The 25,348-nt window shown below is 62.9% G+C and carries 28 protein-coding genes; 13 read left to right on the top strand and 15 right to left on the bottom strand.

Features of this window, described 5'->3' with window-relative positions; translation table 11 throughout:
• Window positions 1-70: 70 nt before the first annotated feature.
• Both ACOI7D_RS10095 and ACOI7D_RS10090 read right to left on the bottom strand, forming a co-directional pair.
• Window positions 71-1,264: an MFS transporter gene (locus tag ACOI7D_RS10095; protein ID WP_226453144.1), complete on the bottom strand. Its 1,194-nt coding sequence runs from the start codon at window positions 1,262-1,264 to the stop codon at window positions 71-73.
• Window positions 1,265-1,462: 198 nt separating this feature from the next.
• Window positions 1,463-1,699 carry a tautomerase family protein gene (locus ACOI7D_RS10090; protein WP_004202976.1) on the bottom strand — a complete coding sequence of 79 codons (237 nt, stop codon included), beginning with the start codon at window positions 1,697-1,699 and terminating at the stop codon, window positions 1,463-1,465.
• Between the two features lie 60 nt (window positions 1,700-1,759).
• On the opposite strand from ACOI7D_RS10090, the gene ACOI7D_RS10085 reads away from it, so the two are divergent.
• Both ACOI7D_RS10085 and ACOI7D_RS10080 read left to right on the top strand, forming a co-directional pair.
• On the top strand, window positions 1,760-2,221 hold the full coding sequence (locus tag ACOI7D_RS10085) for a winged helix-turn-helix transcriptional regulator (RefSeq protein WP_023290003.1): 462 nt from the start codon (window positions 1,760-1,762) through the stop codon (window positions 2,219-2,221).
• A gap of 253 nt (window positions 2,222-2,474) precedes the next feature.
• Window positions 2,475-3,692: an MFS transporter gene (locus ACOI7D_RS10080; RefSeq protein WP_048297674.1), complete on the top strand. Its 1,218-nt coding sequence runs from the start codon at window positions 2,475-2,477 to the stop codon at window positions 3,690-3,692.
• Between the two features lie 60 nt (window positions 3,693-3,752).
• Here the strand turns inward: ACOI7D_RS10080 and ACOI7D_RS10075 are convergent, their stop codons facing one another.
• Window positions 3,753-4,661, bottom strand: coding sequence for a DUF535 family protein (locus tag ACOI7D_RS10075; protein ID WP_050533352.1), 909 nt, complete (start codon window positions 4,659-4,661; stop codon window positions 3,753-3,755).
• Between the two features lie 289 nt (window positions 4,662-4,950).
• Here ACOI7D_RS10075 and ACOI7D_RS10070 point away from each other — a divergent pair, with 289 nt between their 5' ends.
• Window positions 4,951-5,091: a hypothetical protein gene (locus tag ACOI7D_RS10070; protein WP_002908189.1), complete on the top strand. Its 141-nt coding sequence runs from the start codon at window positions 4,951-4,953 to the stop codon at window positions 5,089-5,091.
• Between the two features lie 45 nt (window positions 5,092-5,136).
• On the opposite strand, the gene ACOI7D_RS10065 is transcribed toward ACOI7D_RS10070, so the two are convergent.
• Window positions 5,137-6,027: a LysR family transcriptional regulator gene (locus ACOI7D_RS10065; protein WP_023290006.1), complete on the bottom strand. Its 891-nt coding sequence runs from the start codon at window positions 6,025-6,027 to the stop codon at window positions 5,137-5,139.
• A gap of 140 nt (window positions 6,028-6,167) precedes the next feature.
• Between ACOI7D_RS10065 and ACOI7D_RS10060 the strand changes: the two genes are divergently transcribed.
• From ACOI7D_RS10060 to ACOI7D_RS10035, 6 genes are read left to right on the top strand one after another with little or no spacing between them, the layout of a single operon-like run.
• On the top strand, window positions 6,168-6,875 hold the full coding sequence (locus tag ACOI7D_RS10060; protein ID WP_023290007.1) for a CoA transferase subunit A: 708 nt from the start codon (window positions 6,168-6,170) through the stop codon (window positions 6,873-6,875).
• Between the two features lies 1 nt (window position 6,876).
• On the top strand, window positions 6,877-7,533 hold the full coding sequence (locus ACOI7D_RS10055; RefSeq protein ID WP_021312467.1) for a CoA transferase subunit B: 657 nt from the start codon (window positions 6,877-6,879) through the stop codon (window positions 7,531-7,533).
• Between the two features lie 9 nt (window positions 7,534-7,542).
• Window positions 7,543-8,724 carry an acetyl-CoA C-acetyltransferase gene (locus tag ACOI7D_RS10050; RefSeq protein ID WP_109547240.1) on the top strand — a complete coding sequence of 394 codons (1,182 nt, stop codon included), beginning with the start codon at window positions 7,543-7,545 and terminating at the stop codon, window positions 8,722-8,724.
• 11 nt (window positions 8,725-8,735) lie between these two features.
• The gene (locus tag ACOI7D_RS10045; protein ID WP_050533350.1) at window positions 8,736-9,659 is read left to right on the top strand and encodes a 3-hydroxyacyl-CoA dehydrogenase family protein; all 924 of its coding nucleotides are present in this window, start codon (window positions 8,736-8,738) and stop codon (window positions 9,657-9,659) included.
• A gap of 44 nt (window positions 9,660-9,703) precedes the next feature.
• A complete protein-coding gene (locus ACOI7D_RS10040; RefSeq protein WP_197743183.1) occupies window positions 9,704-11,098 on the top strand; it encodes a GntP family permease in 1,395 nt (464 codons plus the stop codon).
• A gap of 23 nt (window positions 11,099-11,121) precedes the next feature.
• Window positions 11,122-11,892, top strand: coding sequence for a 3-hydroxybutyrate dehydrogenase (locus ACOI7D_RS10035; RefSeq protein WP_023290011.1), 771 nt, complete (start codon window positions 11,122-11,124; stop codon window positions 11,890-11,892).
• Between the two features lie 19 nt (window positions 11,893-11,911).
• Here ACOI7D_RS10035 and ACOI7D_RS10030 read toward each other — a convergent pair whose 3' ends face one another.
• On the bottom strand, window positions 11,912-12,784 hold the full coding sequence (locus ACOI7D_RS10030) for a LysR family transcriptional regulator (protein WP_004145376.1): 873 nt from the start codon (window positions 12,782-12,784) through the stop codon (window positions 11,912-11,914).
• Window positions 12,785-12,890: 106 nt separating this feature from the next.
• Here ACOI7D_RS10030 and budA point away from each other — a divergent pair, with 106 nt between their 5' ends.
• The 3 genes from budA to ACOI7D_RS10015 are packed head-to-tail and all read left to right on the top strand — an operon-like array spanning window position 12,891 to window position 16,153.
• A complete protein-coding gene (gene budA / locus ACOI7D_RS10025) occupies window positions 12,891-13,670 on the top strand; it encodes an acetolactate decarboxylase (protein WP_002908205.1) in 780 nt (259 codons plus the stop codon).
• Window positions 13,671-13,679: 9 nt separating this feature from the next.
• Complete coding sequence (alsS, locus tag ACOI7D_RS10020) at window positions 13,680-15,359, top strand: acetolactate synthase AlsS (protein ID WP_244341687.1); 1,680 nt, start codon at window positions 13,680-13,682, stop codon at window positions 15,357-15,359.
• A 23-nt stretch (window positions 15,360-15,382) separates the two neighbouring features.
• Window positions 15,383-16,153, top strand: coding sequence for a (S)-acetoin forming diacetyl reductase (locus tag ACOI7D_RS10015; RefSeq protein ID WP_004151179.1), 771 nt, complete (start codon window positions 15,383-15,385; stop codon window positions 16,151-16,153).
• 172 nt (window positions 16,154-16,325) lie between these two features.
• Here the strand turns inward: ACOI7D_RS10015 and ACOI7D_RS10010 are convergent, their stop codons facing one another.
• Window positions 16,326-16,688 carry a TonB family protein gene (locus ACOI7D_RS10010; protein ID WP_109547239.1) on the bottom strand — a complete coding sequence of 121 codons (363 nt, stop codon included), beginning with the start codon at window positions 16,686-16,688 and terminating at the stop codon, window positions 16,326-16,328.
• A 74-nt stretch (window positions 16,689-16,762) separates the two neighbouring features.
• Here ACOI7D_RS10010 and ACOI7D_RS10005 point away from each other — a divergent pair, with 74 nt between their 5' ends.
• Entirely contained in the window at window positions 16,763-16,948 is a 186-nt protein-coding gene (locus tag ACOI7D_RS10005) for a hypothetical protein (RefSeq protein ID WP_142905842.1), read from the top strand.
• A gap of 1,808 nt (window positions 16,949-18,756) precedes the next feature.
• Here ACOI7D_RS10005 and ccmI read toward each other — a convergent pair.
• From ccmI to ccmA, 9 genes are read right to left on the bottom strand one after another with little or no spacing between them, the layout of a single operon-like run.
• A complete protein-coding gene (gene ccmI, locus ACOI7D_RS10000; protein ID WP_101992876.1) occupies window positions 18,757-19,599 on the bottom strand; it encodes a c-type cytochrome biogenesis protein CcmI in 843 nt (280 codons plus the stop codon).
• Window positions 19,596-20,042 carry a cytochrome c-type biogenesis protein gene (locus ACOI7D_RS09995; RefSeq protein ID WP_162543153.1) on the bottom strand — a complete coding sequence of 149 codons (447 nt, stop codon included), beginning with the start codon at window positions 20,040-20,042 and terminating at the stop codon, window positions 19,596-19,598. The genes ccmI and ACOI7D_RS09995 overlap by 4 nt, the downstream gene beginning before the upstream one ends.
• A gap of 11 nt (window positions 20,043-20,053) precedes the next feature.
• Window positions 20,054-20,608 (bottom strand): DsbE family thiol:disulfide interchange protein, encoded by a 555-nt coding sequence (locus ACOI7D_RS09990; protein ID WP_032453183.1) that lies wholly within the window; start codon window positions 20,606-20,608, stop codon window positions 20,054-20,056.
• Window positions 20,605-22,557, bottom strand: a complete 1,953-nt coding sequence (locus tag ACOI7D_RS09985; RefSeq protein ID WP_109547235.1) for a heme lyase CcmF/NrfE family subunit — start codon at window positions 22,555-22,557, stop codon at window positions 20,605-20,607. Before ACOI7D_RS09985 ends, ACOI7D_RS09990 begins: the two co-directional genes overlap by 4 nt.
• Complete coding sequence (gene ccmE / locus ACOI7D_RS09980) at window positions 22,554-23,012, bottom strand: cytochrome c maturation protein CcmE (RefSeq protein WP_049014463.1); 459 nt, start codon at window positions 23,010-23,012, stop codon at window positions 22,554-22,556. The genes ACOI7D_RS09985 and ccmE overlap by 4 nt, the downstream gene beginning before the upstream one ends.
• A complete protein-coding gene (gene ccmD / locus ACOI7D_RS09975; protein ID WP_023290024.1) occupies window positions 22,996-23,226 on the bottom strand; it encodes a heme exporter protein CcmD in 231 nt (76 codons plus the stop codon). The genes ccmE and ccmD overlap by 17 nt, the downstream gene beginning before the upstream one ends.
• Window positions 23,223-23,960 (bottom strand): heme ABC transporter permease, encoded by a 738-nt coding sequence (locus tag ACOI7D_RS09970; protein WP_072413315.1) that lies wholly within the window; start codon window positions 23,958-23,960, stop codon window positions 23,223-23,225. Before ACOI7D_RS09970 ends, ccmD begins: the two co-directional genes overlap by 4 nt.
• 49 nt (window positions 23,961-24,009) lie before the next feature.
• Complete coding sequence (gene ccmB / locus ACOI7D_RS09965) at window positions 24,010-24,669, bottom strand: heme exporter protein CcmB (RefSeq protein WP_023290026.1); 660 nt, start codon at window positions 24,667-24,669, stop codon at window positions 24,010-24,012.
• Window positions 24,666-25,289 (bottom strand): cytochrome c biogenesis heme-transporting ATPase CcmA, encoded by a 624-nt coding sequence (gene ccmA / locus ACOI7D_RS09960; protein ID WP_109548198.1) that lies wholly within the window; start codon window positions 25,287-25,289, stop codon window positions 24,666-24,668. The genes ccmB and ccmA overlap by 4 nt, the downstream gene beginning before the upstream one ends.
• Between the last annotated feature and the right edge of the window lie 59 nt (window positions 25,290-25,348).

Here is a 25,348-nt window from a genome sequence, read left to right as displayed (position 1 = left end):
CTTTGATAAAGTTCGGCAACGCATTTGCGAAAAGCGCAAAAAGACGGCCCGCGCAGCAGCAGGCCAGGCGCTAAGCGCGGGGCGGCGATAACGGGCGCAGCAGCAGGGTGAACAGCGCCAGCCCCACCGGCACCAGGGAGCCCCACAGCACCGCGTTCCAGCCGAAGGCGTTGAGCAGAACGCCGGACGAAAACGAACCCACGATCATCACGCCGAAGACCAGAAAATCGTTGAGCGACTGCACCTGGGTCTTCTCTTCCGGGTGGTGGAAATCGATGATTTTCGCCGAGGCGCCGGTGAAGCCAAAGTTCCAGCCGATGCCGAGCAAAATCAGCGACAGCCAGTAATGATATACCCCGACGCCGCTGAGACCGACCGCCACCGACGCGCCGGTGATCAGCAATCCCGCCGCCGCCATGCGCACGGCGCCGAAGCGCTGGATCAACCGGCCGGTGACAAATCCCGGGCCGTACATCGCCATCACATGCCACTGGATCCCGAGGTTGGCGGCCTGCTGGGAAAGACCGTGCATATGCATGGAGAGCGGCGCGGCGGTCATCAGAAAATTCATCACCATATAGGCCACCGCCCCGCTGAACACCGTGGTGGCGAAGCCCGGCTGGCGGATAATCTCGCGCAGCGGCCGCCCTCCGCGCACGCTGGCCGCCGCGGGCTCTGCCGACGTCACGCCTGCCAGCAGAATGGCGGCGAGCGCCGCCACCAGCGCCTGAGCGAGAAAGGTGAAGGCGAAGGTATGGGTCGGCCAGAGGTGCATGGTGCCGGTGACCAGCATCGGGCCAATGATCCCGGCGGCCACGCCGCCGCCCATCACCAGCGACAGCGCGCGGGCGCGACGTTCCGGAGCGACGCCGTCGGTGGCGGCAAAGCGAAAACTGAGCGCCACCGCGGCATAGGCGCCGCCGAGCATCGCGGCGAAGCAAAACAGCAGAAAAGAGCCCAGCACCACCGCCAGAGCGGCCGCCAGACCGGTGACCACCCCGGCGCCGGTACCGGCCATAAACGCGGCTTTGCGGCCCCGCTTTCGTGCCAGCGCGCCGAAAGGCAAAATCGAGGCCGCCATCCCCAGCACAAACAGGGTGATCGGCAGCGTGGCCAGCGACGGGCTGGGGGCGAGGGTATTGCCGACGATAGCGCCGGTGGCGTAGAACACCACCGAGCTGGCGCCGGCCAGCGCCTGAGCGGCGGCCAGGCGGATGATATTTTTGTTCTGCGCCGCCAGCGGCAGCATCTGTTCTGTAGACATCCGTTGTTTTCACCGGTGTGAGAGTGACGCCAGGCTGGCCGTCTGGCATCGCGCCCTGTTTGTTGGGTTCCCTGACCGTTACCTTAGCCGCAAAATACGCTTTTGCACCATAGCGAATAGCAATATTACCCGGCGTTCTGACTCCTCTTCTGCGCCAGATCGCCGGGCCGGGCTTCGCAGCCCGGTTTATTCAGGGGATCAGTCGCGCCGCGCCGCGGCGAATTTAGCCGCAATCATCGCGGCCGTCGGCTGGACGCCCCCCAGGCTCCACTGTTCCGGGTCATGTTCATCAATGCGGATCCATACCGACTGGCGGAACTGCGGATCGCCCTGCCCCTCAATCTCCACCAGCAGATCGGTCATCCGCCGCAGCAGCTCACTTTTCTGTTCCGCGGTCATGATCCCTTTAATGGTTTGCACGTTAACAAATGGCACGCTATGCTCCTTAGCATCTAAGTCTAAAATTCAAACTCAGAGTAGAAGGTCAATCTCGCGATGTCAAAAAATAAATCACTGCCCTACCTCGATCCGGAGCTGTGCGGCCTGGCGGAAGGAGCCAAAATACTCGGTGACCGCTGGGTGCTGCTGATCCTCCGCGAGGCGTTTTACGGTGTGACGCGCTTTGAAACGATGCAGACGCATACCCATATCACCCGCCAGACGCTCACCACCCGGTTGAAAACAATGACCGAAATGGGATTGCTCCGCAAAGTCCCCTACCGGGAAGCGGGGGCTCGCGAGCGCTATGAATATGTTCTCACCGATAAAAGCCGTAGCCTGGCGCTGGTGCTGTTCGCCCTGATGGAATGGGGCCACCAGCAGGTGCTGCACAGCGCGCCGCATATTGCGCTGGTGGATAGCGTCAGCGGCGAGGCCGTCCATCCGGGGTTCGTCACCGCCAGCGGCAGCGTGGCGAATCCCGCCGCGCTGCAGATCGTTAAAGCAGACGAACGCTGATAGCCCCGCGGCGCAGGCAGCGGCGCGGTTGCCCCGTTACAGAACTTTCGTAGACCTCTGGCGGAAGCCACGACGAGCAGGTATGTTGCATTGCCACGTTACCCGAAGACAGCGGGACATTTTGCTTTCATCGAACGGTGCGATAAAGGATGACGCTCTCTGCCGGGTCCGTTCCCGGCCATTATCCGTGGCGCACGCCATGACCGCCCTGGTCCGCCGCTGATCCGCGGATCGCTCATGCTAAAGGTAGAAAATGTCGCTTCGTTCACTGCGGGCTTTATGTTTGACCAGCTTCTTTATCGCCGACGTTCGCGACGGCCTTGGGCCGTTTCTGGGGATCTTTCTCACCCAGCGTCATTGGCAGGCGGAGGATATCGGCCTGTTGATGACCATCGGCGGCGTTGCTGGCCTGCTGGCGACCCTGCCCGCCGGCTTCATCACCGACACCTCGCGGCATAAGCGCGTGCTGCTGGCCGTGGTCTGCCTGGTGATAACCCTGACCACCCTGCTGCTCTGGTTCAGTCAGAAGACCAGCGTGGTGGCCCTTTCGCAAGTCGCCAGCGGGATCTGCGCGGCCTTTGTCGGACCGTTAATCGCCGGGATCACCCTTGGGCTGACCCGACAGCGCGGCTTTAGCGCCCAGATGGGCAAAAACGAAGCCTTCAACCACGCGGGGAATTTCTTCACCGCGCTGATTGCCGGGGCCATCGCCTGGTACTGGGGCATCGGCGGCATTTTCATTCTGATGGCCGGTACCACCCTGTTCACCCTCATCGCCCTGCTGGCGATCCGCGGCAGCGATATCGACGATGACGCCGCCCGCGGCCTCGAGTCGGCCGTCCCGCCCTCTCTGCCTGGGTTTGCCATCCTGTTCCGCCATACGCCGCTGCTGATCGCCGGCGTGACCCTGATGCTGTTCCATCTCGCCAACGCCGCGCTGTTGCCGATGCTGAGCATGCGGATCGCCGCCGCGCCGGGACACCTCAATCCGGGGCTGTTTGCCGCCGCTACGGTGATTATTTCGCAGGTGGTGATGATCCCGGTAGCCATTCGGGTCGCCGGCAGCATCGACAAATATGGTTACTGGCGATGCATTCTGCTGGCGCTGCTGATCATGCCCATCCGCGCGGCGCTGGCGGCCTCCAGCGACGCCCCGGCGATGATGGTCCCGGTGCAAATTCTTGATGGTCTGGCGGCAGGGATTTTGGGGGTGGCGGTGCCCAGCTTTATCGTCTCGCTGCTGCGCGGCAGCGGGCACGTCAACGCCGGACAGAGCGTGGTGATGCTGATGCAGGGGGCCGGGGCGGCAATGAGTCCGGCGTTAACCGGCGCTATCGCCGGACGCTACTCCTTTGCCACCGCCTTCGGGGTGCTGAGCGTCATCGCGCTGGTCGCGCTGATGGTGTGGTGGCGCAGCGCCCCGCTGCTCGCCGCCTCCGCGTCGCCGCCGGTCGGCGAAAGCGGCCAGTAAAGAAAGGATTTCGTCAGGCGGACAACAGCCCCCTGCTGTCCGCTTGACGTATAAGAGGCGTTAATTCACCCGCGAACGCAAGGTGATTTGCCGCAGGGCGTTGGCCATATCGAGCTGAATCAGCTCTTTAATGCCTTCGCGCTTAATAAACTGGCTGCGGTGTTTACTTTTCACCTCTTCAATACTTTTTTTGATCTCTTGCGCCGGCAGTTTATACCAGCCGCGAGCCTGTTTCTCACCGCCCATTTCCAGCCACAGCGATGAGTAACTGGCTTTCACCAGATCGCTTTTCACGTGGTAATCGGAATCGATCGCGTAGACCGTGGTGATGTTGAAATAGCCTAAGAAACCATACAGCACGCTCATGATGATATTTTTCGGCCGCGCGCCATGCAGCTCTTTGGTCAGCGCCTTCACCTCTTCATTGGTGATATCTTTCCCGCCCTGAATACCGCCGATATAGGCGCGGCCATCGTCGGTACAGGAAAAACAGACGCTATAGACGCGACGGTCGCCGAGAAACAGCTGCAGCATCAGTTCACCCTCCTCCTGAAACGGCGACGCCAGCAGCTTAACGTCAAGCTTATCGCCAGTTTTCAAAGGAATAGCAAACATCGCCCGGCCAAAATCCGCCACGTTATAGAGCTGCGGCAGCACATCCGGCTGAAATGTTTTCTCGATAAAATTCAGCGAACCGTGGGCAATATCCAGCTTGCGCCGTTTTGACATCCGTTTATTAAGATAGGCCTTAAAGGGTTTATCCTCGAAAGGCACCAGCCCCTGGGTTACGGCGGTCAACCGCGCGCACTGATATTTGGCGCAAAGTCCTTGATATTCTCTGTACTTACCTCCTGCGAGCGAGAGCTCTCTGCATTTTCGTAAAATTTTTTTATAGTTTATTTTGACCTGACCGATCACTTTATTATGTTTACGCCATTCTTTGATGGCGCCTGCAACAGTATGTCCCATTGATTAAGATCCATAGATTCATCCATAATCGCGGCCATATTAACATAAAAGATATTCGTCAACGCTTAATTACACCTTCGTTGTCCTTTCATTTAATATTGCGGCAGGAAATTGTTCTGTCGACGATAATTAAAATTAACGCCATCCTGTCAACGGTTAATTATGGTAGGTGATGCCCGCCGCCCAGCGACTTAACGCTCTGTGCGTTCGGCGCGAAGCGCGGGTACATCCGCGGGCGGTTTTGCCCTATACTTGACGCTGATCCAAAACCAGCAACGATAGGTAACTTATGGAAATTGATCTCGACAACCTGGTCTTCAGCGGCCTGGATGAAGCGGAAGAGCGCAACGCGGAGCGTCTGGAAGAAGCGGACAAAAAAGCCCAGGCGATCGTTGCCGATGACGATTGCGGCGACGCCTGCAAAATCTGATTATCAAACCGGCCCGCGGGCCGGTTTTTTTTGCCTCCCGCTCCCTCAGCTGGGTAAAAACCCTTTCAGCGTATCCAGCAGCGCCTGCGCCGCCTTCGACAGCGGCAGATGTCCGGCATAAATAGCCCCAACGCACTTTTCAATCGGCGGATCGCTAAGCGGAATGCACACCGCCCCCAGCGAGGCCATCTGCGTTTTGCATAGCGCTGGCACCGCGCTGCCCCCCAGCCCGCTGGCCACCATTCTCCCCACCGTCACCAGCTGATGGCTCTCCAGGGCCACGTCCAGCTGACGCCCGCTGCGCGCCAGCGCCTCCTCCAGCATCAGGCGCACCGCCGAAGGGCGCTGGAGGGTAATAAAGTCGAGGGTTAACAGCTCCTGCCAGGTGAGCTTTTTTTTCTTCGCCAGCGGCGATTGCCGGGGAACGATCGCCACGAAGCGGTCCACCGCCAGCGGGGTAAACAGCAGGTTGTGGCTGGGCGATGGCTCGAAAGCGATACCCATTTCCACCCGCCCCTCGCGCACCATCTCGATCACCTGCTCATTTATCACGTCATGCACCGTGACGTTCACCCCGGCATAGCGGTCGCGGAAGGCTTTCAGCGCCTCCGGCAGAACGTTGGCGGCGAACGACGGCATCGCGGCGACCGAGATTTTGCCCCGCTGCAGGGTAAAGCTCTGACGCATCGCCTCCTCGACGTTATCCCAGTCGGCCAGCAGCTGACGGGCCATCGGCAGAAAGAGTTCCCCCTCCTGGGTGAGGGTCACTTTGCGGGTGCTGCGCTGCAGCAGCGCGCCCCCCAGCGCCTCCTCCAATCCTTTGATGGTCAGGCTGAGAGCTGGCTGCGACAGATTCAGCCTTTCGCTGGCGTGGGCGAAATTGAGAGTGTGAGCTACCGCTAAAAACGCGCGTAACTGTTTGACACTCATTCTCATTTTTCATCCTGTTAACTAATTGAAAGAAATTAGTTAACAGGAAATTAATAAAATTTCCAAATGAGTGGGTCACAAATTCAAAATTATCAAATCAGTCGCCAGCGCCAATGATAAGGCTATCGCAAGGCAGGAGAGACAAGATGGCAGGACTGGATAAACGCGTCGCCAGCTACGAAGCGGCGCTGGAAGGGTTAACGGACGGCATGACGCTGCTCGCCGGCGGCTTCGGCCTGTGCGGTATACCCGAAAATTTGATCGCCGAAGTGAAGCGCCGCCAGGTGCAGGGGTTGACGGTGGTTTCCAACAACTGCGGCGTCGACGGCTTCGGTCTCGGCATGCTGCTGGAATCGCGCCAGGTCAGCAAAGTGGTGGCCTCTTACGTCGGGGAAAACGCGCTTTTTGAACAGCTGGTGCTGAGCGGCGAGCTGGCGGTAGAGCTCACCCCGCAGGGAACGCTGGCGGAAAAAATCCGCGCCGGCGGCGCCGGGATCCCCGGCTTTTACACCGCCACCGGCTACGGCACCCCGGTCGCCGAAGGCAAAGAGGTGCGCCAGTTCGACGGTAAAAATTACATTCTCGAACAGGCCATTCGCGGCGATTTTGCCCTCGTGAAGGGCTGGAAAGCTGACTGGTACGGCAACGTGGTTTACCGCCACACCGCGCAGAATTTCAACCCGCTGATGGCCACCGCCGGGCGCATTACGGTGGTGGAGGTGGAAGAGATCGTGCCGCCGGGCGAACTGCCGCCCTCCGCCATTCACACCCCGGGGATCTATGTCGACCGGCTGATCGTCGGGCAATTCGAAAAACGTATTGAACAGCGCACCCTGCGCGCCGGAGGGCATTGAGATGCTAACCCGTGAACAAATGGCGATGCGCGTCGCCCAGGAGCTGCGCGACGGCGACTACGTTAACCTCGGGATCGGTATCCCGACGCTGGTGGCCAACTATATCCCCGCTGGTATTGAAGTGATGCTCCAGTCGGAGAACGGCCTGCTGGGGATGGGCGAATTTCCCGATGAGGAAACCATCGACGCCGACATGATTAACGCCGGCAAACAGACCGTCACCGCGCAAACCGGGGCGGCGATCTTCGATTCCGCCCAGTCGTTCGCCATGATCCGCGGCGGCCACGTCGATCTTACGGTTCTTGGCGCCTTTGAGGTCGACGTCGCGGGGAATATCGCCTCATGGATGATCCCCGGGAAAATGGTTAAGGGGATGGGCGGCGCCATGGACCTGGTGGCCGGCGCGCAGAACATCATCGTGGTGATGACCCACGCCTCAAAGAACGGCGAATCCAAACTGCTGCCGCAGTGCACCCTGCCGCTCACCGGCGTGGGCTGCATTCGCCGGGTGCTCACCGACCTGGCCCTGCTGGACATTGTCGACGGGGCGTTTGTCCTGCGCGAAGTGGCTCCGGGGGTCAGCCCCGACGAGGTGATGCGTAAAACGGCGGGACGGCTGATCGTCGCCGACGACGTGCGCGAAATGCGCTTCAGCTAAGGAGAGACCATGACCGATATTGCCATTGTTGCTGCAGTACGTACCCCGGTCGGCAGCTTTCGCGGCGCCTTCGCCCCGCTTTCCGCCGTCGACCTCGGCGCGGCGGTAGTGCGCAGCCTGCTTGAACGCTGCCAGCTGCCCGCCGCGGCGGTCGATGAACTGATTTTCGGCCAGGTGCTCACCGCCGGCTGCGGGCAGAACCCGGCGCGCCAGACCGCGCTGCGGGCCGGCCTGCCGGTGGACACCCCGGCGGTCACCGTCAATCTGGTGTGCGGCTCCGGGTTGAAAGCGGTTCAGCAGGCGGTGCAGGCGATCCGCTGCGGCGACGCCGGGATCGTTATCGCCGGCGGCCAGGAGAGCATGAGCAATGCTCCCTATTTGATGCACGGCGCCCGCGACGGCCTGCGTTTCGGCCACGCCAGCCTGCAGGACAGCATGATCCAGGACGGCCTGTGGGACGCCTTTAACGACTACCACATGGGCATGACCGCCGAGAACCTCGCCGATACCTTCGATATCAGCCGCGAGCGCCAGGATGCCTTCGCCGCCAGCTCCCAGCGCAAAGCGGCGGCCGCTATCGCCGCCGGACGCTTTCGCGAGGAGATCGTCCCGGTCAGCGTTCCGCAGGGCAAAAAGCCGCCGCGTGTCGTGACCGACGATGAACAACCGCGCCCGGAGACCAGCGAGCAGCAGCTGGCCCAGCTGCTCCCGGCGTTTCGCCCGGCTGACGGCAGCGTCACCGCCGGGAATGCCTCATCCTTGAACGACGGCGCCGCGGCGGTCCTGCTGATGAGCGTCGATAAAGCGCGCGAGCTTGGGCTGCCGGTGCTGGCGCGCATCGTCAGCGCGGCGGTCGCCGGGGTCGACCCGTCGGTGATGGGCATCGGCCCGGTGAGCGCCTGCCGCAAAGCGCTGCAGCGCGCCGGCTGGACGCTGGACGAGGTGGATCTTATCGAAGCCAACGAGGCCTTTGCCGTCCAGGCGCTGGCCGTCGGTCAGCTGCTCGAATGGGACAGCGAGAAGGTCAACGTCAACGGCGGCGCCATCGCCCTGGGCCATCCCATCGGCGCCTCCGGCTGCCGGATCCTCGTCAGCCTGGTGCATGAGATGCAGCGCCGGGGCGCCAGTAAAGGGCTGGCCACCCTGTGCGTCGGCGGCGGCCAGGGCATCGCCATGACCCTTCAACGTTAACAGGAGCCACTATGTTTACACCACGTCTGGCGGTACTCGGCGCGGGACTGATGGGCGTCGGCATCGCCTGCCATTTCGCCCGTCACGGTCACGCCGTCCGCCTGTATGACACCGATCCGCAACGTCTTGCCGAGGTGCCCACTGTGGCCGGGGCGATCCTGCGCGAGCTGGAGGCGAGCGGTCAGCAGGATCCCGCCGACCGCGACGCCGTGCTGAGCCGTTTAATCCCCACCCCGGCGCTGCAGGCGCTGGCCGACGCCACGCTGCTGATTGAAGCGATCCCCGAACGGCTGGCGCTGAAGCACGCCCTGTATGCCGAACTGGAAACGCTGCTCGCCGACGAGGCGATTATCGCCAGCAACACCAGCGGCCTGCCGCCGGATCGGCTGGCGCAGGGCATGCGCCTTCCGGAACGCCTGCTGATCGCCCATTTCTGGCATCCGCCGCACCTGATCCCGCTGGTGGAAGTGGTGCCCGGGAGCGCCACGCTGCCCCATCTGGCGCGCCAGGTAAGCGACTTTTGCGCCGGCTGCGCGCTGGAAGCGGTGGTGCTCAACCGCGCCGCGCCGGGCTTTGTCGGCAACCGACTGCAGTTCGCCCTGCTGCGCGAAGCGCTGCACATCGTCCACAGCGGCATCGCTTCCCCGGAGGTGGTGGACCAGGTGATGCGCGCCTCGCTGGGCCGTCGCTATGCGATGGTCGGCCCGCTGGAGGCGGCGGACATGACAGGCCTGGCGACGGTCCAGGATATCTGCCAGCACCTGCTGCCGGAGCTGGCCAGCGGTACGGAGATGATGTCGCTGGTGGCGGAGAAAGTGGCGCAAGGCGACACCGGCGCCCGCAGCGGGCAAGGCTTTTACCGCTGGGACGAGGCGCGGCGCCAGCGCATCCAGTCGCGCCGGGAACACCAGCTGCGCTTCGCCCTGAAACCCTAGTATCGCGTTCTGTACCCCTACAATAACAATGAGAGTGAGACGTCGTGATGAGTGTGATAATAGCCCTGGCCGCGCTGGCGTTACTGATGCTGGCAGCCTACCGTGGATACAGCGTGATCCTCTTTGCGCCGATCGCCGCCCTCGGCGCGGTGCTGCTCACCGACCCGGGCGCGGTCGGCCCGGCCTTTACCGGCCTGTTTATGGAAAAAATGGTTGGCTTTGTAAAGCTCTATTTCCCGGTGTTTCTGCTGGGCGCCGTGTTCGGCAAGCTGATTGAGCTGTCGGGATTCTCACGGTCGATTGTCGCCGCCGCCATCCGCATCCTCGGCCGCCGCCACGCGATCCCGGTGATCGTGCTGGTGTGCGCCCTGCTGACCTACGGCGGGGTGTCGCTGTTTGTGGTGGCCTTTGCCGTCTACCCTTTCGCCGCCGAGCTGTTTCGCCAGAGCGGGATCCCCAAGCGGCTGATCCCCGCCACCGTCGCCCTCGGCGCGTTCTCGTTTACCATGGACGCCCTGCCCGGCACGCCGCAGATCCAGAATATTATTCCCACCAGCTTCTTCGGCACCAATGCCTGGGCGGCCCCGTGGCTGGGGCTTATCGGCTCGCTGTTCATTATCCTCTTCGGTTTGCTGTGGCTGGAGCGCCAGCGCCGCAAAGCGCAGGCCAGCGGCGAAGGCTATGGGACCGATCTGCAAAATGAGCCGGAGACCCCGGATGACATCGACCTGCCGCATCCGCTGATCGCAATCGCCCCGCTGCTGCTGGTGGGGGTGCTGAATCTGCTGTTTACCCACTGGATCCCGCAATGGTACGGCGCCAGCCATGAGCTCACCCTGCCGGGTCTGGCGAAGCCTGTCGTCACCGAGGTGGGGAAAATCACCGCCATCTGGGCGGTGCAGGCAGCGCTGCTTTCCGGCATTGTGCTGGTGCTGGTCTGCGGCTATCGCAATATTCGCGGCCGGCTGGCGGAGGGGAGCCGGACGGCGGTGGGCGGGGCGATTCTCGCGGCAATGAACACCGCCTCTGAGTATGGCTTCGGCGCGGTTATCGCCGCCCTGCCGGGTTTCCTGGTGCTGTCGAAAGCCCTCGCGGCCATTCCCAATCCGCTGTTAAACGAGGCGATCAGCGTCACGGTGCTGGCCGGGATCACCGGCTCGGCCTCCGGGGGAATGAGCATCGCCCTGGCGGCGATGTCCGAAACCTTTGTCGCCGCCGCCCACGCCGCCAATATTCCGCTGGAGGTCCTGCACCGCGTCGCCGCCATGGCCAGCGGCGGCATGGACACCCTGCCGCATAACGGGGCGGTGATCACCCTGCTGGCGATCACCGGCCTGAGCCATCGCCAGGCCTACGGCGGCATTTTCGCCATCACGGTGATCAAAAGCCTCGCGGTGCTGTTTGTCATTGCCACGTTCTATGTGACCGGCATTGTCTGAGACCCGATTGAAGGAGTAATAAAATGAATTTAGACGGTAAAACGGCGCTGGTCACCGGCTCCACCAGCGGCATCGGCTTAGGGATCGCCAAAGTGCTGGCGCAGGCAGGCGCCCAGCTGGTGCTCAATGGCTTCGGCGACAGCAGCCACGCCCGGGCTGAAGTCGCCGCGCTGGGCAAGATCCCCGGCTATCACGACGCCGACCTGCGCGACGTCGGGCAGATCGAGGCGATGATGCGCTATGCCGAAAGCACCTTCGGCGGCGTCGATATCGTGATCAATAACGCCGGTATTCAGCACGTCGCCCCGGTGGAGCAGTTCCCGGTGGACAAATGGAACGACATCATCGCGATCAATCTCTCCAGCGTCTTCCACACCACCCGCCTGGCGCTGCCAGGCATGCGCCAGCGCGACTGGGGGCGCATCATCAACATTGCCTCAGTGCATGGCCTGGTGGCGTCGAAAGAGAAATCGGCCTATGTCGCCGCCAAGCACGCGGTGGTCGGCCTGACCAAAACCGTGGCCCTGGAAACCGCGCGCAGCGGCATCACCTGCAACGCCATCTGCCCCGGCTGGGTGCTGACCCCGCTGGTGCAGCAGCAGATCGATAAGCGCATCGCCGAAGGGGTCGACCCGCAGCAGGCCAGCGCGCAGCTGCTGGCGGAAAAACAGCCCTCCGGGGAGTTTGTCACCCCGCAGCAGCTGGGCGAAATGGCGCTGTTTCTGTGCAGCGACGCCGCCGCCCAGGTGCGCGGCGCGGCGTGGAACATGGACGGCGGCTGGGTGGCGCAGTAAACCGCAGGCGTCGCGACGATCAGAACATCGCCAGAAAGCGTTTCACCGTGCGCGAGCGCTCGAAGCGCCGCCAGGCGATGGCGATATCGGTCTTCAGCGGCGCCCCGCTGAGCGGGTGATAGCTGACGTTCGGCTGTTGAATGCAGGTCATCGACTGCGGGACCAGCGCGAAGCCGAACCCGGCATTGACCATGCTCAGCGATGACGAAATCTGCGACGACTGCCAGGCGCGCTCCATATCGATGCCGGCGCGCAGGCAGCTGTTGTACACCAGCTCATACAGCCCCGGGGCCACCTCCCGCGGGAAGAGGATCGGCGCCACGTCGCGCAGCTGCTCCAGGGCCAGGGTCGGCTGCGTCGCCAGCGGGTTATCGCGCGGCAGCGCGATAACCATCGGCTCCTCATCGATAATCCGCAGATTAAAGGCTTTACTGCTCTCGCACGGCAGACGGACGAAGGCGATGTCCAGCTCGGCCTCGCTCAGGGCGGTCATCAGATTGGCCATATTGTCTTCCATCTGGTGCAGGGTCACCCCGGGGTGATCGAGCTGAAAACGGTGCAGCAGCGTGAAGATTTGCGGGTGGAAAGCATCAGAACTGGTAATGCCTAGCGACAGGCTGCCGTTCATCCCGCGGGCAATGCCCTTGGCCTTCTCCAGCGCCGCATCGCTCATGGCGAGGATCTGGCGGGCATCCTCATAGAACGACTCACCGGCCTCGGTGAGCTCCACCCCGCGGGTCAAACGCCGAAACAGCGGGGTCCCCACCTCGCGCTCAAGCCGCTGAATTTGCTGACTTAACGGAGGCTGTGAAATACCCAGTTCCTTGGCGGCCTGGGTGAAGTGCCGCGTCCTGGCGACGGCGACAAAATAGCGAAGATAACGAAGTTCCATATCGAAAACGTCTCAAACCAGCATGGTTTCTATATTGGAACTGTGAGCTGAATCGGGTCAACATTTATTTAACCTTTCTTATATTTGTTGAACGAGGAAGTGGTATATGAATCATTCTGCTGAATGCACCTGCGAAGAGAGTCTATGCGAAACCCTGCGGGCGTTTTCCGCGCAGCATCCCGAGAGCGTGCTCTATCAGACATCGCTCATGAGCGCCCTGCTGAGCGGGGTTTACGAAGGCAGCACCACCATCGCGGACCTGTTGAAGCACGGCGATTTCGGTCTCGGCACCTTTAATGAGCTGGACGGGGAGCTGATCGCCTTCAGCAGTCAGGTCTATCAGCTGCGGGCCGACGGCAGCGCGCGCAAAGCCCAGCCGGAGCAGAAAACGCCGTTCGCGGTGATGACCTGGTTCCAGCCGCAGTACCGGAAAACCTTCGACCATCCGGTGAGCCGCCAGCAGTTGCACGAGGTGATCGACCAGCAAATCCCCTCTGACAACCTGTTCTGCGCCCTGCGCATCGACGGCCATTTCCGCCATGCCCATACCCGCACCGTGCCGCGCCAGACGCCGCCGTACCGGGCGATGACCGACGTCCTCGACGATCAGCCGGTGTTCCGCTTTAACCAGCGCGAAGGGGTGCTGGTCGGCTTCCGTACCCCGCAGCATATGCAGGGGATCAACGTCGCCGGGTATCACGAGCACTTTATAACCGATGACCGCAAAGGCGGCGGTCACCTGCTGGATTACCAGCTCGACCACGGGGTATTGACCTTCGGCGAAATTCACAAGCTGATGATCGACCTGCCCGCCGACAGCGCGTTCCTGCAGGCCAATCTGCATCCCGATAATCTCGATGCCGCCATCCGTTCCGTAGAAAGTTAAGGGGGTCACATGGACAAACAGTATCCGGTACGCCAGTGGGCGCACGGTGCCGATCTCGTCGTCAGCCAGCTGGAAGCCCAGGGGGTACGTCAGGTGTTCGGCATCCCTGGCGCCAAAATCGACAAGGTATTCGACTCACTGCTGGATTCCTCCATTCGCATTATTCCGGTACGCCACGAAGCCAACGCCGCGTTTATGGCCGCCGCCGTCGGGCGCATTACCGGTAAAGCGGGCGTGGCGCTGGTCACCTCCGGTCCGGGCTGTTCCAACCTGATCACCGGTATGGCCACCGCCAACAGCGAAGGCGACCCGGTGGTGGCCCTGGGCGGCGCGGTGAAACGCGCCGATAAGGCCAAACAGGTCCACCAGAGTATGGATACGGTGGCGATGTTCAGCCCGGTGACGAAATACGCCGTCGAGGTGACCGCGCCGGACGCGCTGGCGGAAGTGGTCTCCAACGCCTTCCGCGCCGCCGAGCAGGGCCGGCCGGGCAGCGCTTTCGTCAGCCTGCCGCAGGATGTGGTCGATGGCCCGGTCGGCGGTAAAGTGCTGCCGGCCAGCGGGGCCCCGCAGATGGGCGCCGCGCCGGATGCCGCCATCGACCAGGTGGCGAAGCTTATCGCTCAGGCGAAGAACCCGATCTTCCTGCTCGGCCTGATGGCCAGCCAGCCGGAAAACAGCGCGGCGCTACGCCGCTTGCTGGAGGCCAGCCATATTCCGGTCACCAGCACCTATCAGGCCGCCGGGGCGGTGAATCAGGATAACTTCTCTCGCTTCGCCGGCCGGGTCGGGCTGTTTAACAACCAGGCCGGGGACCGTCTGCTGCAGCTCGCCGACCTGGTGATCTGCATCGGCTACAGCCCGGTGGAATATGAACCGGCGATGTGGAACAGCGGCAACGCGACGCTGGTGCATATCGACGTCCTGCCCGCCTATGAAGAACGCAACTATACCCCGGACGTCGAGCTGGTGGGCGATATCGCCGGCACCCTCAGCAAGCTGGCGCAAAATATCGATCGCCGGCTGGTGCTCTCCCCGCAGGCGGCGGAGATCCTCCGCGACCGCCAGCACCAGCGCGAACTGCTGGACCGCCGCGGCGCGCAGCTGAATCAGTTTGCCCTGCATCCGCTGCGTATCGTTCGCGCGATGCAGGATATCGTCAACAGCGACGTCACGCTGACCGTGGACATGGGCAGCTTCCATATCTGGATCGCCCGCTACCTTTACAGCTTCCGCGCCCGTCAGGTGATGATCTCCAACGGCCAGCAGACCATGGGCGTCGCCCTGCCCTGGGCCATCGGCGCCTGGCTGGTCAATCCTGAGCGCAAAGTGGTCTCCGTCTCCGGCGACGGCGGTTTCCTGCAGTCGAGCATGGAACTGGAGACCGCCGTCCGCCTGAAAGCCAACGTGCTGCACCTGATCTGGGTCGATAACGGTTACAACATGGTGGCCATCCAGGAAGAGAAAAAATATCAGCGCCTGTCCGGCGTCGAGTTCGGGCCGATGGATTTTAAAGCCTATGCCGAGTCCTTCGGCGCCAAAGGGTTTGCCGTGGAAAGCGCTGAGGCGCTGGAGCCGACCCTGCGCGCGGCGATGGACGTCGACGGCCCGGCGGTAGTGGCCATCCCGGTGGATTATCGCGATAACCCGCTGCTGATGGGTCAGCTGCATCTGAGTCAGATTCTGTAAGTCATCACAATAAGGAAAGGAAAATGAAAAAAGTCGCACTTGTTACCGGCGCCGGCCAGGGGATTGGTAAAGCTATCGCCCTTCGTCTGGTAAAGGATGGATTTGCCGTGGCCATTGCCGATTATAACGACGCCACCGCCAAAGCGGTCGCCTCCGAAATCAACCAGGCCGGCGGCCGCGCCATGGCGGTGAAAGTGGATGTCTCCGACCGCGATCAGGTGTTTGCCGCTGTCGAACAGGCGCGCAAAACGCTGGGCGGCTTCGACGTCATCGTCAACAACGCCGGCGTGGCGCCGTCCACGCCGATCGAGTCCATTACCCCGGAGATTGTCGATAAAGTCTACAACATCAACGTTAAGGGGGTGATCTGGGGCATTCAGGCGGCGGTCGAGGCCTTTAAGAAAGAGGGGCACGGCGGGAAAATCATTAACGCCTGTTCCCAGGCCGGCCACGTCGGCAACCCGGAGCTGGCGGTGTATAGCTCCAGTAAATTCGCCGTACGCGGCTTAACCCAGACCGCCGCTCGCGACCTCGCGCCGCTGGGCATCACGGTCAACGGCTACTGCCCGGGGATCGTCAAAACGCCGATGTGGGCCGAAATTGACCGCCAGGTGTCCGAAGCTGCCGGTAAACCGCTGGGCTACGGTACCGCCGAGTTCGCCAAACGCATCACCCTCGGTCGTCTGTCCGAACCGGAAGATGTCGCCGCCTGCGTCTCCTATCTTGCCAGCCCGGATTCTGATTATATGACCGGTCAGTCATTGCTGATCGACGGCGGGATGGTATTTAACTAATAAATAATAAGCTCTGACATGGCTTGCCCCTGCTGATATGCAGGGGCTTTTTTTGTTTGAGAGTAAGCTTACGGTAAAACGAACCCTCTATTGATAGGTAGAGTCCCCTCCAGGCGCCCCGGGGACGTTAAAGACGTAGACGTTGCGTCAGGCGACTAGTCATTAAAAGTGCTTACTGCTTATTCGCGGGACCGCCGTCTGATTTGGGTGGGATCTTGACGACTAATCTTTGAGCTATTCCCGGTTTGCCCTTTTCAAAGCGCCATTTTTTAATCATTTTATCAATGATTTGATGTTCCAACTCCGGAGTCGTTGTCGATTCAAGTATCTTTACATTCTGAACTCTGCCATCTGAATCAACATCGTACTGAATCCGCAGGAAACTCGGCAGTAGGTTTCCGTTCTTATCACGAGTGGTAATTGATGTGTTTGCAGAGGAAATGCTGCCTGAAGGTGTGCTGGCGCTGGCCTCTGTGCTGGCGCAGAGTGTCAGTAACAATGGCAAAATTAAAGTGAATAGTCTGCTAGTTTTCATTAATCGTCTGAGTTCCAAAGTTAACCATGAATATTCACGTTACCAACGGCGCGAGTGACAGGTTACCAGATGAGATGATCCGTGAACACCGCGTCTTCAGCGGCAATCACGTTGACCACCTGACTAGGCGCTTCGTACTACATCCATTCCCGAGGACGTTTGGCTATCAGGACAAGTGGGCGCTGAGCGACTATATCAACGACTCTTTTGCCAGCTGTCAGCAGCGCGATCCGGCTCGTCGGGGAACATGGGCGAGCTAACCCCCTCAGGTGATTAGCATGGATTTGCGTCCCGCGCTGAAGACGTTCAGCTAATCCTTTTTCACTCCGGTGCTCGGGATCTACCGCGCTTGCAGCGTTAAGGGAGGGATATCCGGGGCCTAAGCGGCAGCCTGCTGCTGATGCTAAGGGGGATGTACTTCAGTGATTCATGCGACACCTGAAACTTAACACGGAAGCGGCTGAGCATCGCGCCAGCAGGGAGAATCCCGGAGAGCGATGCGTGACGCCTTATCCCGGCTACGCTGTTGGGCCGTATTTGTGCCGTATTTTTGCCGGGTGGCGGCTGCGCCTTACCCGGCCTGGAGGGTTCGTGCGACCTGTCGTTAATATATTCACCATGGCTACTGAAACTGCCGGTGCTGGCGGCCTCAAAATCGCTGAGACGTTCCCGGAAGGCCGGGGCAGCCCGCATGGATGCGGGCTGAGGGCCGTGTTTTGCACGGACGCTGCCTCGGCCCGACCCGAAGCCTGCAGGGATAAGTCGAAGGGACCACGCAGTGGCGATTTTGCTGGCCGGAGCCCGGGGGTACAGGGGGCGGCGGCGACTGGCCGCCCCCTGTGCGCTCCCTGCGCCATGCCAGACATAACGCAGACGATTAACCGGGAGCGCAAACTACGCTGAAGCCACGCGTGATAAACGCTTTCCCCGGGCTGAGAACCTGTAAAACCAATAACCGTCTCCCCCGCCGCCGGGCAAGCTATCGCTCCGTGGCCGCCATGTTGCCGGGTGGCGGCTGCGCCTTACCCGGCCTACAAAGGCCTCCCGTCAGCTCATATCCCTCAGGCCTACGCAAACGCGGCGCCTCCGGGCAAGCTATCGCTCCGTGCCCCCCATGTTGCCGGGTGGCGCTTCGCTTACCCGGCCTACAAAGGCTGCCCGCGATTTGGTGCTCTATTCGCGCCCTTCGTAGGCCCGCGCAAGCGTAGCGCCGCCGGGCAAGGACAGCTGGTACGGAGCCGATTTTGTGCCGGGTGGCGGCTGCGCCTTACCCGGCCTACAGGGTTCGTGCGACCTGTCGTTAATATATTCACCATGGTTGCTGAAACTGCCGGTGTTGGCGGCCTCAAAATCGCTGAGACGTTCCCGGAAGGCCGGGGCAGCCCGCATGGATGCGGGCTGAGGGCCGTGTTTTGCACGGACGCTGCCTCGGCCCGACCCGAAGCCTGCAGGGATAAGTCGAAGGGACCACGCAGTGGCGATTTTGCTGGCCGGAGCCCGGGGGTACAGGGGGCGGAGGCGACTGGCCGCCCCCTGTGCGCTCCCTGCGCCATGATTGACATAACGCAGAAGACTAACCGGGAGCGCAATACCCGCTGAAGCCACAGATAACATAAAAGACTTCCCAGCAGTACTTTCCCGCCCCTGGCCCTCTCCCGGAGGGAGAGGGAACCGTCCGGCAGTCGTTGCCGCTGCCATACTGCTCCCTGCGCCACGGAAAACCGGGTGCAGCAACACGAAGCGGGAGCATAAAGTACGCTGAAGTCACGCGTGATAAACGCTTTCCCCGGGCGGAGAACCTGTAAAACCGATAACAGTCTCCCCCGCCGCCGGGCAAGCTATCGCTCCGTGCCCACTATGTTGCCGGGTGGCGGCTGCGCCTTACCCGGCCTACAAAGACCTCCCGTCAGCTCATATCCCTCAGGCCTACGCAAACGCTGCGCCGCCGGGCAAGCTATCGCTCCGTGCCCGCCATGTTGCCGGGTGGCGGCTGCGCCTTACCCGGCCGACAAAGGCCTCCCGTCAGCTCATATCCCCAGGCCCGCGCAAGCGCAGCGCCGCCGGGCAGTTACTGCGCCTGCTGCTGCGCCTGCGCCAGCTGGCGGACAATCGCCTCGCGCCGCGCATCCCCTTCCGGCAGCCGGGCCAGCAACGCCTGCAGGGCCGCCACGGCTTCGGGGTAATCTTCATTACGCACCGCGCTCAAGGCCAGCATCTCCAGCACCGGCAGGCTGGTCGGCTGTCGCTGATGCAGGTCGCGCAGCAGCAGCTCGCCCATCCGGACCTGACCGCTATCCCCCGCCCGCACCAGCGCGCTGGCATAATCGAAAGCCGCCGCCGGGTCGTCCGCCGCCAGCGCATGCGCCCGGCCAAAAGCGCCGATCGCCGTCTCGCCATCGTTCAACAGCAGGCCCAGCCGCCCAAGCAGCTGCCAGCCGGCGAGGTCGTGCGGGGTATTCTGCAGATGGCTGCGCAGGCCAAGCCGCAGCTCCGCCAGCTCATCCATACGCAGAGGCGGCGCGGTCGGGTCCTTAACCTGCTGCAGCAGCGCAGGATAATGCCGCTCCGCCTGCTGCCAGAGCAGCACCTGGCCAATATCACTGGTTTTCAGATACAGGCCCAGGCTCAGGACCACCAGCAGCAGCGCGCCCGGAAACAGCGCCCAGCGGCTTAGCGGCCGTTCGCCAGGCTGTGCCTGGGGCGGGATATCCGTCAGCAGCGTGCGCTGCAGCTCGACGACCAGCGCCGGGTTGTCCTCGCCGCGCTCCTGCGCCAGCTCCTGCAGGCGCGACTGATACAGGGCGCGGTTGAGGGTATCGCGGTCCACCGCCCCTTTGCCCGACCACGGGAAGTACAGCAGCCCCAGCGCGCCAGCCAGCAGCAGCCCGGCGATAACCACCAACAGGCTCATCGTTCTTTTCCTTCTTTCAATAATGCCGCCAGCCGCTGGCGCTCTTCGGCGCTGAGCGCCGCGTCAGGAATGTCGCGACGACGCGCGCGGGCGATAATCACCCCCGCGCCCGCCAGGATGAACAGCCCCGGCCCCAGCCACAGCAGCGCCGTTCCCGCGGTCAGCGGCGGCTCGTAGCTGACAAAATTGCCGTAGCGGGCCACCATATAGTCAACGATCTGCCCTTTCGTTTTACCCTGCTGCATCAGCTCGTACACCTTCTGCCGCATATCGGCGGCAATCATCGCGTTCGAGTCGGCGATGCTGTTGTTCTGGCATTTCGGGCAGCGCAGCCGGGAGGTGATCTCGCGGAACGCCTGCTCCTGGGCCTCGTCTTTAAACTGCCAGGTATCGATGGCGGCCCACGCCTGGCCGGTCAGCATCAGCGCCAGCAGGATGGCTATGACACCTCTCATCAGCCCGCCCCCCGGTTGTATTGATTCCACAGCGGCTGGAGCTCCTCGCGCCACACCCGGTCGTTCAGGTCGCCGGCGTGCCGCCAGCGGATGATGCCCTGACCGTCGATGAGAAACGTCTCCGGCGCGCCATAAACCCCCAGATCCAGGCCGAGCATGCCGTTGCCGTCGTACAGGCTCAGCCTGTACGGATTACCCAGGCGCTGCAGCCAGCTGATCGCCTTCTGCCGATCGTCTTTGTAGTTCATCCCCACCACCCGCACGCCCTGCTGCGCCAGGCCGTTGAGAAACTGATGCTCGGCGCGACAGGTTGGGCACCAGGTGGCCCAGACGTTAAGCAGCAGCGGCTTGCCGTCAATCAGCGTCCGTCGGTCCAGCGTCTGGCCGGGGGTATCCAGCGCTTCAAGGCGAAATTCCGGCAGCGGTTTGCCAATCAGCGCCGACTCGAGGGTCGTCGGGTCGTCGCCATCGGCGTTACGCATCAGCTGCCAGAACAGCGCGGCGGCCAGCGCCAGAAACAGCACCAGCGGGATAAACAGCAGCTTCCGGTTCATGAGGCCTCCTGCAGTTTCTTACGCATCCGGTAGCGCGGGTCGAGCATGCAGCACAGACCGCCGAGGGCCATCAGCACCCCGCCGTACCAGATCCAGCGAACGAACGGTTTGTAGTACAGACGCACCGCCCAGCTGCCGTCGCTCAGTTCTTCCCCCAGCGCGGCGTACAGATCGCGGGTCAGCCCGCCGCTGATCGCCGCCTCGGTCATCATTATCCGGCTGGCGGTGTAAAAGCGCTTCTCGGCATACAGCGTCGCTTCCGGGCGGCCGTTGCGGGTCACGGCAATAATGCCTTCCCCGCCGGTCCAGTTGGGGCCGACGATATTGCGCACGCCGTTAAACACAAAGTGATAGCGGTGGATATCGATGCTGTCGCCGGGGCGCATCCGTACATCGCGCTCCACGCTGTAGCTCTGGCTAAAGGTGATGCCGATAACGGTCACCGCCACGCCGACGTGACCGAGCACCATCCCCCACTGGCTGCGGGTCAGCGTCCGCAGGCCGCGCCAGAAGCCGTGGCGATGGGTGGCCCGTTCGTGAACCTCCATCAGGGCGAAGATCAGCACCCACAGGGCCATCATCAGGCCAATGACCGCCATCGCGGTGATACGATCCTGCAGCAGCCACGGCAGCGCCAGAGAAAGTGACAACGTCACCACCAGGGCGATCACCAGGCGCTTAATCTGCCTGGCGACGTCATCGCGCCGCCAGCGGATCAGCGGTCCCAGCCCCAGCAGCAGCGCAAACGGCGCCATCAGGGCGGTGAACATGGTGTTAAAGAACGGCTCGCCGATGGAGATGCTGCCGAGGCCCAGCTCTTTATGCACCAGCGGCAGCAGCGTTCCGAGGAGCACCACCAGCATCGCGGCCATCAGCAAGATATTGTTGCCAAGCAGGAACGACTCGCGCGACCACAGCGTATGTTCCACCCGCGCCCGCACCCTGCCGCCCTTCAGGGCGTACAGCAGCAGCGACCCGCCGATGGCGACAATCAGCAGCGCCAGAATAAACAGCCCGCGCGATGGATCCGAGGCGAAGGCATGCACCGAGACCAGCACGCCGGAGCGCACCAGGAAGGTGCCCAGCAGGCACAGGGAGAAGGCGGCGATGGCCAGCAGCACCGTCCAGGCGCGGAAGCTGCCGCGCTTCTCGGTCACCGCCAGGGAGTGCAGCAGCGCGGTCCCTACCAGCCACGGCATAAACGAGGCGTTTTCCACCGGGTCCCAGAACCACCAGCCGCCCCAGCCCAGTTCGTAATAGGCCCACGCCGAGCCCAGCACGATGCCGAGAGTGAGGAACATCCACGCCGCCTGGGTCCAGGGACGCGACCAGCGCGCCCACGCGGTGTCCAGCCGCCCCGCCAGCAGCGAGGCGATGGCGAAGGCGAAAGCCACCGAGAAGCCGACGTACCCCATATAGAGGATCGGCGGATGAAAAATCATGCCGATATCCTGCAGCAGCGGATTAAGGTCGCGGCCGTCAATGGGGTACTGCGGCAGGCCACGGCTGAACGGGTTGGAGGTAAAGAGGATGAACAGCAGGAACCCAAAGGCGATCATCCCCATCACCGCCAGCACCCGGGCGACGGCGTCGAGCGGCATCCGGCGGCTGAAGAGGGCGACGGTGAAGGTCCAGACGCTGAGCAGCAGGACCCACAGCAGCAGCGAGCCCTCGTGCGCCCCCCAGGTCGCCGCCACCCGATACCACACCGGCAGCGCGCTGTTGGAGTTTTCCGCCACGTAGCGGACGGTAAAATCGTTGACCACGAAGGCGTGCACCAGCAGCAGGAAGGCGCCGCCGATACAGGCGAACAGCCCGCAGGCCAGCGGTCGGGCCAGGGCCATCAGCCGCCGGTCCTGCCGCGCCGCGCCCCACAGGGGATAGACGCTCAGAAGCAGCGCCAGCCCCACCGCCAGACACAATAAAAAGTTGCCCAGCTCCGGCATCATGGCTGCGCCTCCGCTTTCGCCGGCGTCATGGCGTTTTTCACCTCCGGCGGGGTGTAATTTTCATCATGCTTGGCCAGCACCTGCTGAGCGGTGATATGCCGCTCGCCGTCCAGAACGCCCTGGGCCACCACGCCCTGTCCTTCACGGAACAGGTCCGGCAGAATGCCCTTATAGCTGACGTCCACGACCCCGCGGGCGTCATACAGCTTAAAGCGCACGTCGAGGGTTTGCGGGTCGCGCTGCAGGGAGCCTGGCTGAACGTAGCCCCCCACCCGCAGGCGCTGCCCGATCTGGGGCAGCGCCCGGGTTTCCGTTTTGCCGTAGATAATTTCCCCCGGGGTGTAGAACAGATCGATATTGCTGCTCAAGGCGTACAGCGTCAGGCTGACGGTCAGCCCAAGGCCGGCGAGCACCGCCAGCACGATATACAGCCGGGTTTTACGACGCGCTTGCATCCGCGGCCTCCTTGTCATGTTCGCGAGCGGCCGCGATCCGCCGCTCGCGCGCCTGCTGGCGTCGCACCTCCTGGAATAGCGCCCGCCGCGCCCACAGGGTATGAACCGTCAGCAGGCCAAAGGCGGCGATGGCCACGGCCACCGCCAGCCAGACGTACAGGGCATAGCCGCCCATATTCAGGAAGGCGGCGAACGAAGAAAAAGCGGGGCTCATCGGGCGGCTCCTTTGTTAGCCAGCGCCACCACCCACGGCCGACGACGTTCCTGCTGGAGGATCAGGTTACGCAGGCGCATCAGGGTCAGGGTGACCGACAGCGCGAGGAAAGCAAAGATACAGATCCGCAGCGGCAGACGCATGCTCGGGTCGATGGTTTGCTGCAGGTTGGTCGAACCCTGGTGCAGGGTGTTCCACCAGTAAACCGAGTAATGAATAATGGGCAAATTGACCACCCCGACCAGGACGAGGATCCCCGCCGCGCGCCCGGCCAGGCGGCGGTCGTCAAAGGCGTGCCACAGGGCGATGACGCCGGCATACAGAAACAGCAGCACCAGCTCCGAGGTCAGGCGGGCGTCCCAGATCCACCAGGTCCCCCACATCGGCTTGCCCCACGCCGCGCCGCTGACCAGCGCCACCAGGGTGCAGACCGCCCCTACCGGCGCCAGGGCGGCGATCGCCAGGTCGGCCATTTTGATCTGCCAGACCACCCCGACGAAGGCCGCGACGGCCATCGCCAGGTACAGCCCCATCGACCACATCGCCGCCGGGACGTGAAGATACATGATCCGGTAGCTTTCCCCCTGCTGATAGTCCGCCGGGGCGAAGCCAAAGCCCCACCCCAGGCCGATGACCAGCAACAGCGCGCTCAACGCCGCCAGCCAGGGGATCCAGCACCCGCACAGGCGGTACAGCCGCTCGGGGATCGCCAGTTGATGTAACGCTTTCCACATAGACGCTTACTCACACGGTTATGATGGCCGCGCCCGCAGGCGCAGCGAATTATTGCACGGTCAGCCGCAGCGCGGCGGCGGTGGCGAACGGGCACAGGGTGGCGCTGGCGGTTAAGAACGCCGCCAGCATCGCCAGATAGCCGCCGACCGGAAGCCCGGCGGCCGCCGCCTGGCAGGCCGCGGTGGCGAAAATCAGCAGCGGCACCGCCAGCGGCAGCACCAGCAGGCTCAGCAGGACGCCGCCGCGCTTCAGGCCGACGGTCAGGCCAACCCCCACCGCGCCAAGAAAACTGAGCGTCGGCGTGCCAAGCAGCAAGGTCAGCGCCAGCACGCCGGCGTCGTGCAGATTCATCCCCAGCAGCAGCGCCGCCAGCGGCGAGACGATCAGCAGCGGCAGGCCGCTCATCATCCAGTGAGCGACCACCTTCACCAGCACCACCGCCACCAGCGGCGTCGGCAGAAGCATCAGCTGCTCCAGGGAACCGTCCTGCCAGTCGTCGCGAAACAACCGATCCATCACCAGCAGCGCCGCCAGCAGCGCGGCGACCCACACCACGCCCGGCGCAATCTGCGCCAGCAGCTGCGGCGCGGCGCCAACGCCGAACGGAAACAGGGTGATGACGATCAGAAAGAACCATAGCGGATTGAGGATCTCTGCCCCGCTGCGCCACGCCAGGCGCAGTTCCCGGGCCAACAGCGCTCTCATCATTGCCGCCTCCCGCCGTCGTCGCCGAGGCGCAGGGTGCGCAACGGGCAGCCCAGCGGCCGCAGCGGCTGATGGGTGGTGAGGATCGCGCTTCCCCCCTGCCGGGCGTGCTGCTCCAGGCGACGGGTCAGGGTTTCTATCGCCGTGGCGTCGAGGGCGGTGAACGGCTCATCGAGGATCCACAGCGGCGCGTCGGTTAACCACAGGCGGGTTAACGCCACCCGGCGCTGCTGCCCGGCGGAGAGCTGGCTTAAGGGGAGATCTTCATAGCCCGCCAGGCCGACGGCGGCGAGGGCGCTTTCCCGCTGCTGAAGGCGGCTGGCCGGAAAGAAGAAACGCAGGTTTTCATCGGCGGTCAGCGCCGCGTTGACGCCGGGCTTATGGCCCAGCCACAGCAGCTGCCGGTGAAATGACTCCCGCACCTGGGCCAGCGGCTGGCCCTGCCAGCTCACCACCCCGCTTTCCGGGCGCGCCAGGCCGCAAAGGATCCGCAGCAGCGAGGTTTTCCCCGCGCCGTTATCACCGGCGACCTGCAGCAGCTCGCCGGCAGCAAGGTACAGCGTCAGCTCCGCAAACAGCGGTCGATCGTCAACGATGCAGGTCAGTCGCTCTGCATGCAGCATGAAGGCAAACTCCTTGATTCAGACAGTATTTTACGTCCTGGCTAAGTCAGGGTTGCGCC

This window comes from Klebsiella sp. C360 (assembly GCF_048822415.1).
GTDB lineage: Bacteria > Pseudomonadota > Gammaproteobacteria > Enterobacterales > Enterobacteriaceae > Klebsiella > Klebsiella quasipneumoniae.
The sequence above is the reverse complement of the archived record's forward strand: the minus strand, read 5'-3'. Positions and strand labels throughout refer to the sequence as shown.

What these genes read in the sequence shown, in the direction of transcription:
- ACOI7D_RS10095 (WP_226453144.1), bottom strand. Translation starts at nt 1,264, where the DNA reads ATGTCTACAGAACAGATGCTGCCGCTGGCGGCGCAGAACAAAAATATC.
- ACOI7D_RS10085 (WP_023290003.1), top strand. Translation starts at nt 1,760, where the DNA reads ATGTCAAAAAATAAATCACTGCCCTACCTCGATCCGGAGCTGTGCGGC.
- ACOI7D_RS10080 (WP_048297674.1), top strand. Translation starts at nt 2,475, where the DNA reads ATGTCGCTTCGTTCACTGCGGGCTTTATGTTTGACCAGCTTCTTTATC.
- ACOI7D_RS10075 (WP_050533352.1), bottom strand. Translation starts at nt 4,661, where the DNA reads ATGGGACATACTGTTGCAGGCGCCATCAAAGAATGGCGTAAACATAAT.
- ACOI7D_RS10070 (WP_002908189.1), top strand. Translation starts at nt 4,951, where the DNA reads ATGGAAATTGATCTCGACAACCTGGTCTTCAGCGGCCTGGATGAAGCG.
- ACOI7D_RS10065 (WP_023290006.1), bottom strand. Translation starts at nt 6,027, where the DNA reads ATGAGAATGAGTGTCAAACAGTTACGCGCGTTTTTAGCGGTAGCTCAC.
- ACOI7D_RS10060 (WP_023290007.1), top strand. Translation starts at nt 6,168, where the DNA reads ATGGCAGGACTGGATAAACGCGTCGCCAGCTACGAAGCGGCGCTGGAA.
- ACOI7D_RS10055 (WP_021312467.1), top strand. Translation starts at nt 6,877, where the DNA reads ATGCTAACCCGTGAACAAATGGCGATGCGCGTCGCCCAGGAGCTGCGC.
- ACOI7D_RS10050 (WP_109547240.1), top strand. Translation starts at nt 7,543, where the DNA reads ATGACCGATATTGCCATTGTTGCTGCAGTACGTACCCCGGTCGGCAGC.
- ACOI7D_RS10045 (WP_050533350.1), top strand. Translation starts at nt 8,736, where the DNA reads ATGTTTACACCACGTCTGGCGGTACTCGGCGCGGGACTGATGGGCGTC.
- ACOI7D_RS10035 (WP_023290011.1), top strand. Translation starts at nt 11,122, where the DNA reads ATGAATTTAGACGGTAAAACGGCGCTGGTCACCGGCTCCACCAGCGGC.
- ACOI7D_RS10030 (WP_004145376.1), bottom strand. Translation starts at nt 12,784, where the DNA reads ATGGAACTTCGTTATCTTCGCTATTTTGTCGCCGTCGCCAGGACGCGG.
- budA (WP_002908205.1), top strand. Translation starts at nt 12,891, where the DNA reads ATGAATCATTCTGCTGAATGCACCTGCGAAGAGAGTCTATGCGAAACC.
- alsS (WP_244341687.1), top strand. Translation starts at nt 13,680, where the DNA reads ATGGACAAACAGTATCCGGTACGCCAGTGGGCGCACGGTGCCGATCTC.
- ACOI7D_RS10015 (WP_004151179.1), top strand. Translation starts at nt 15,383, where the DNA reads ATGAAAAAAGTCGCACTTGTTACCGGCGCCGGCCAGGGGATTGGTAAA.
- ACOI7D_RS10010 (WP_109547239.1), bottom strand. Translation starts at nt 16,688, where the DNA reads ATGAAAACTAGCAGACTATTCACTTTAATTTTGCCATTGTTACTGACA.
- ACOI7D_RS10005 (WP_142905842.1), top strand. Translation starts at nt 16,763, where the DNA reads ATGATCCGTGAACACCGCGTCTTCAGCGGCAATCACGTTGACCACCTG.
- ccmI (WP_101992876.1), bottom strand. Translation starts at nt 19,599, where the DNA reads ATGAGCCTGTTGGTGGTTATCGCCGGGCTGCTGCTGGCTGGCGCGCTG.
- ACOI7D_RS09990 (WP_032453183.1), bottom strand. Translation starts at nt 20,608, where the DNA reads ATGAACCGGAAGCTGCTGTTTATCCCGCTGGTGCTGTTTCTGGCGCTG.
- ACOI7D_RS09985 (WP_109547235.1), bottom strand. Translation starts at nt 22,557, where the DNA reads ATGATGCCGGAGCTGGGCAACTTTTTATTGTGTCTGGCGGTGGGGCTG.
- ccmE (WP_049014463.1), bottom strand. Translation starts at nt 23,012, where the DNA reads ATGCAAGCGCGTCGTAAAACCCGGCTGTATATCGTGCTGGCGGTGCTC.
- ccmD (WP_023290024.1), bottom strand. Translation starts at nt 23,226, where the DNA reads ATGAGCCCCGCTTTTTCTTCGTTCGCCGCCTTCCTGAATATGGGCGGC.
- ACOI7D_RS09970 (WP_072413315.1), bottom strand. Translation starts at nt 23,960, where the DNA reads ATGTGGAAAGCGTTACATCAACTGGCGATCCCCGAGCGGCTGTACCGC.
- ccmB (WP_023290026.1), bottom strand. Translation starts at nt 24,669, where the DNA reads ATGATGAGAGCGCTGTTGGCCCGGGAACTGCGCCTGGCGTGGCGCAGC.
- ccmA (WP_109548198.1), bottom strand. Translation starts at nt 25,289, where the DNA reads ATGCTGCATGCAGAGCGACTGACCTGCATCGTTGACGATCGACCGCTG.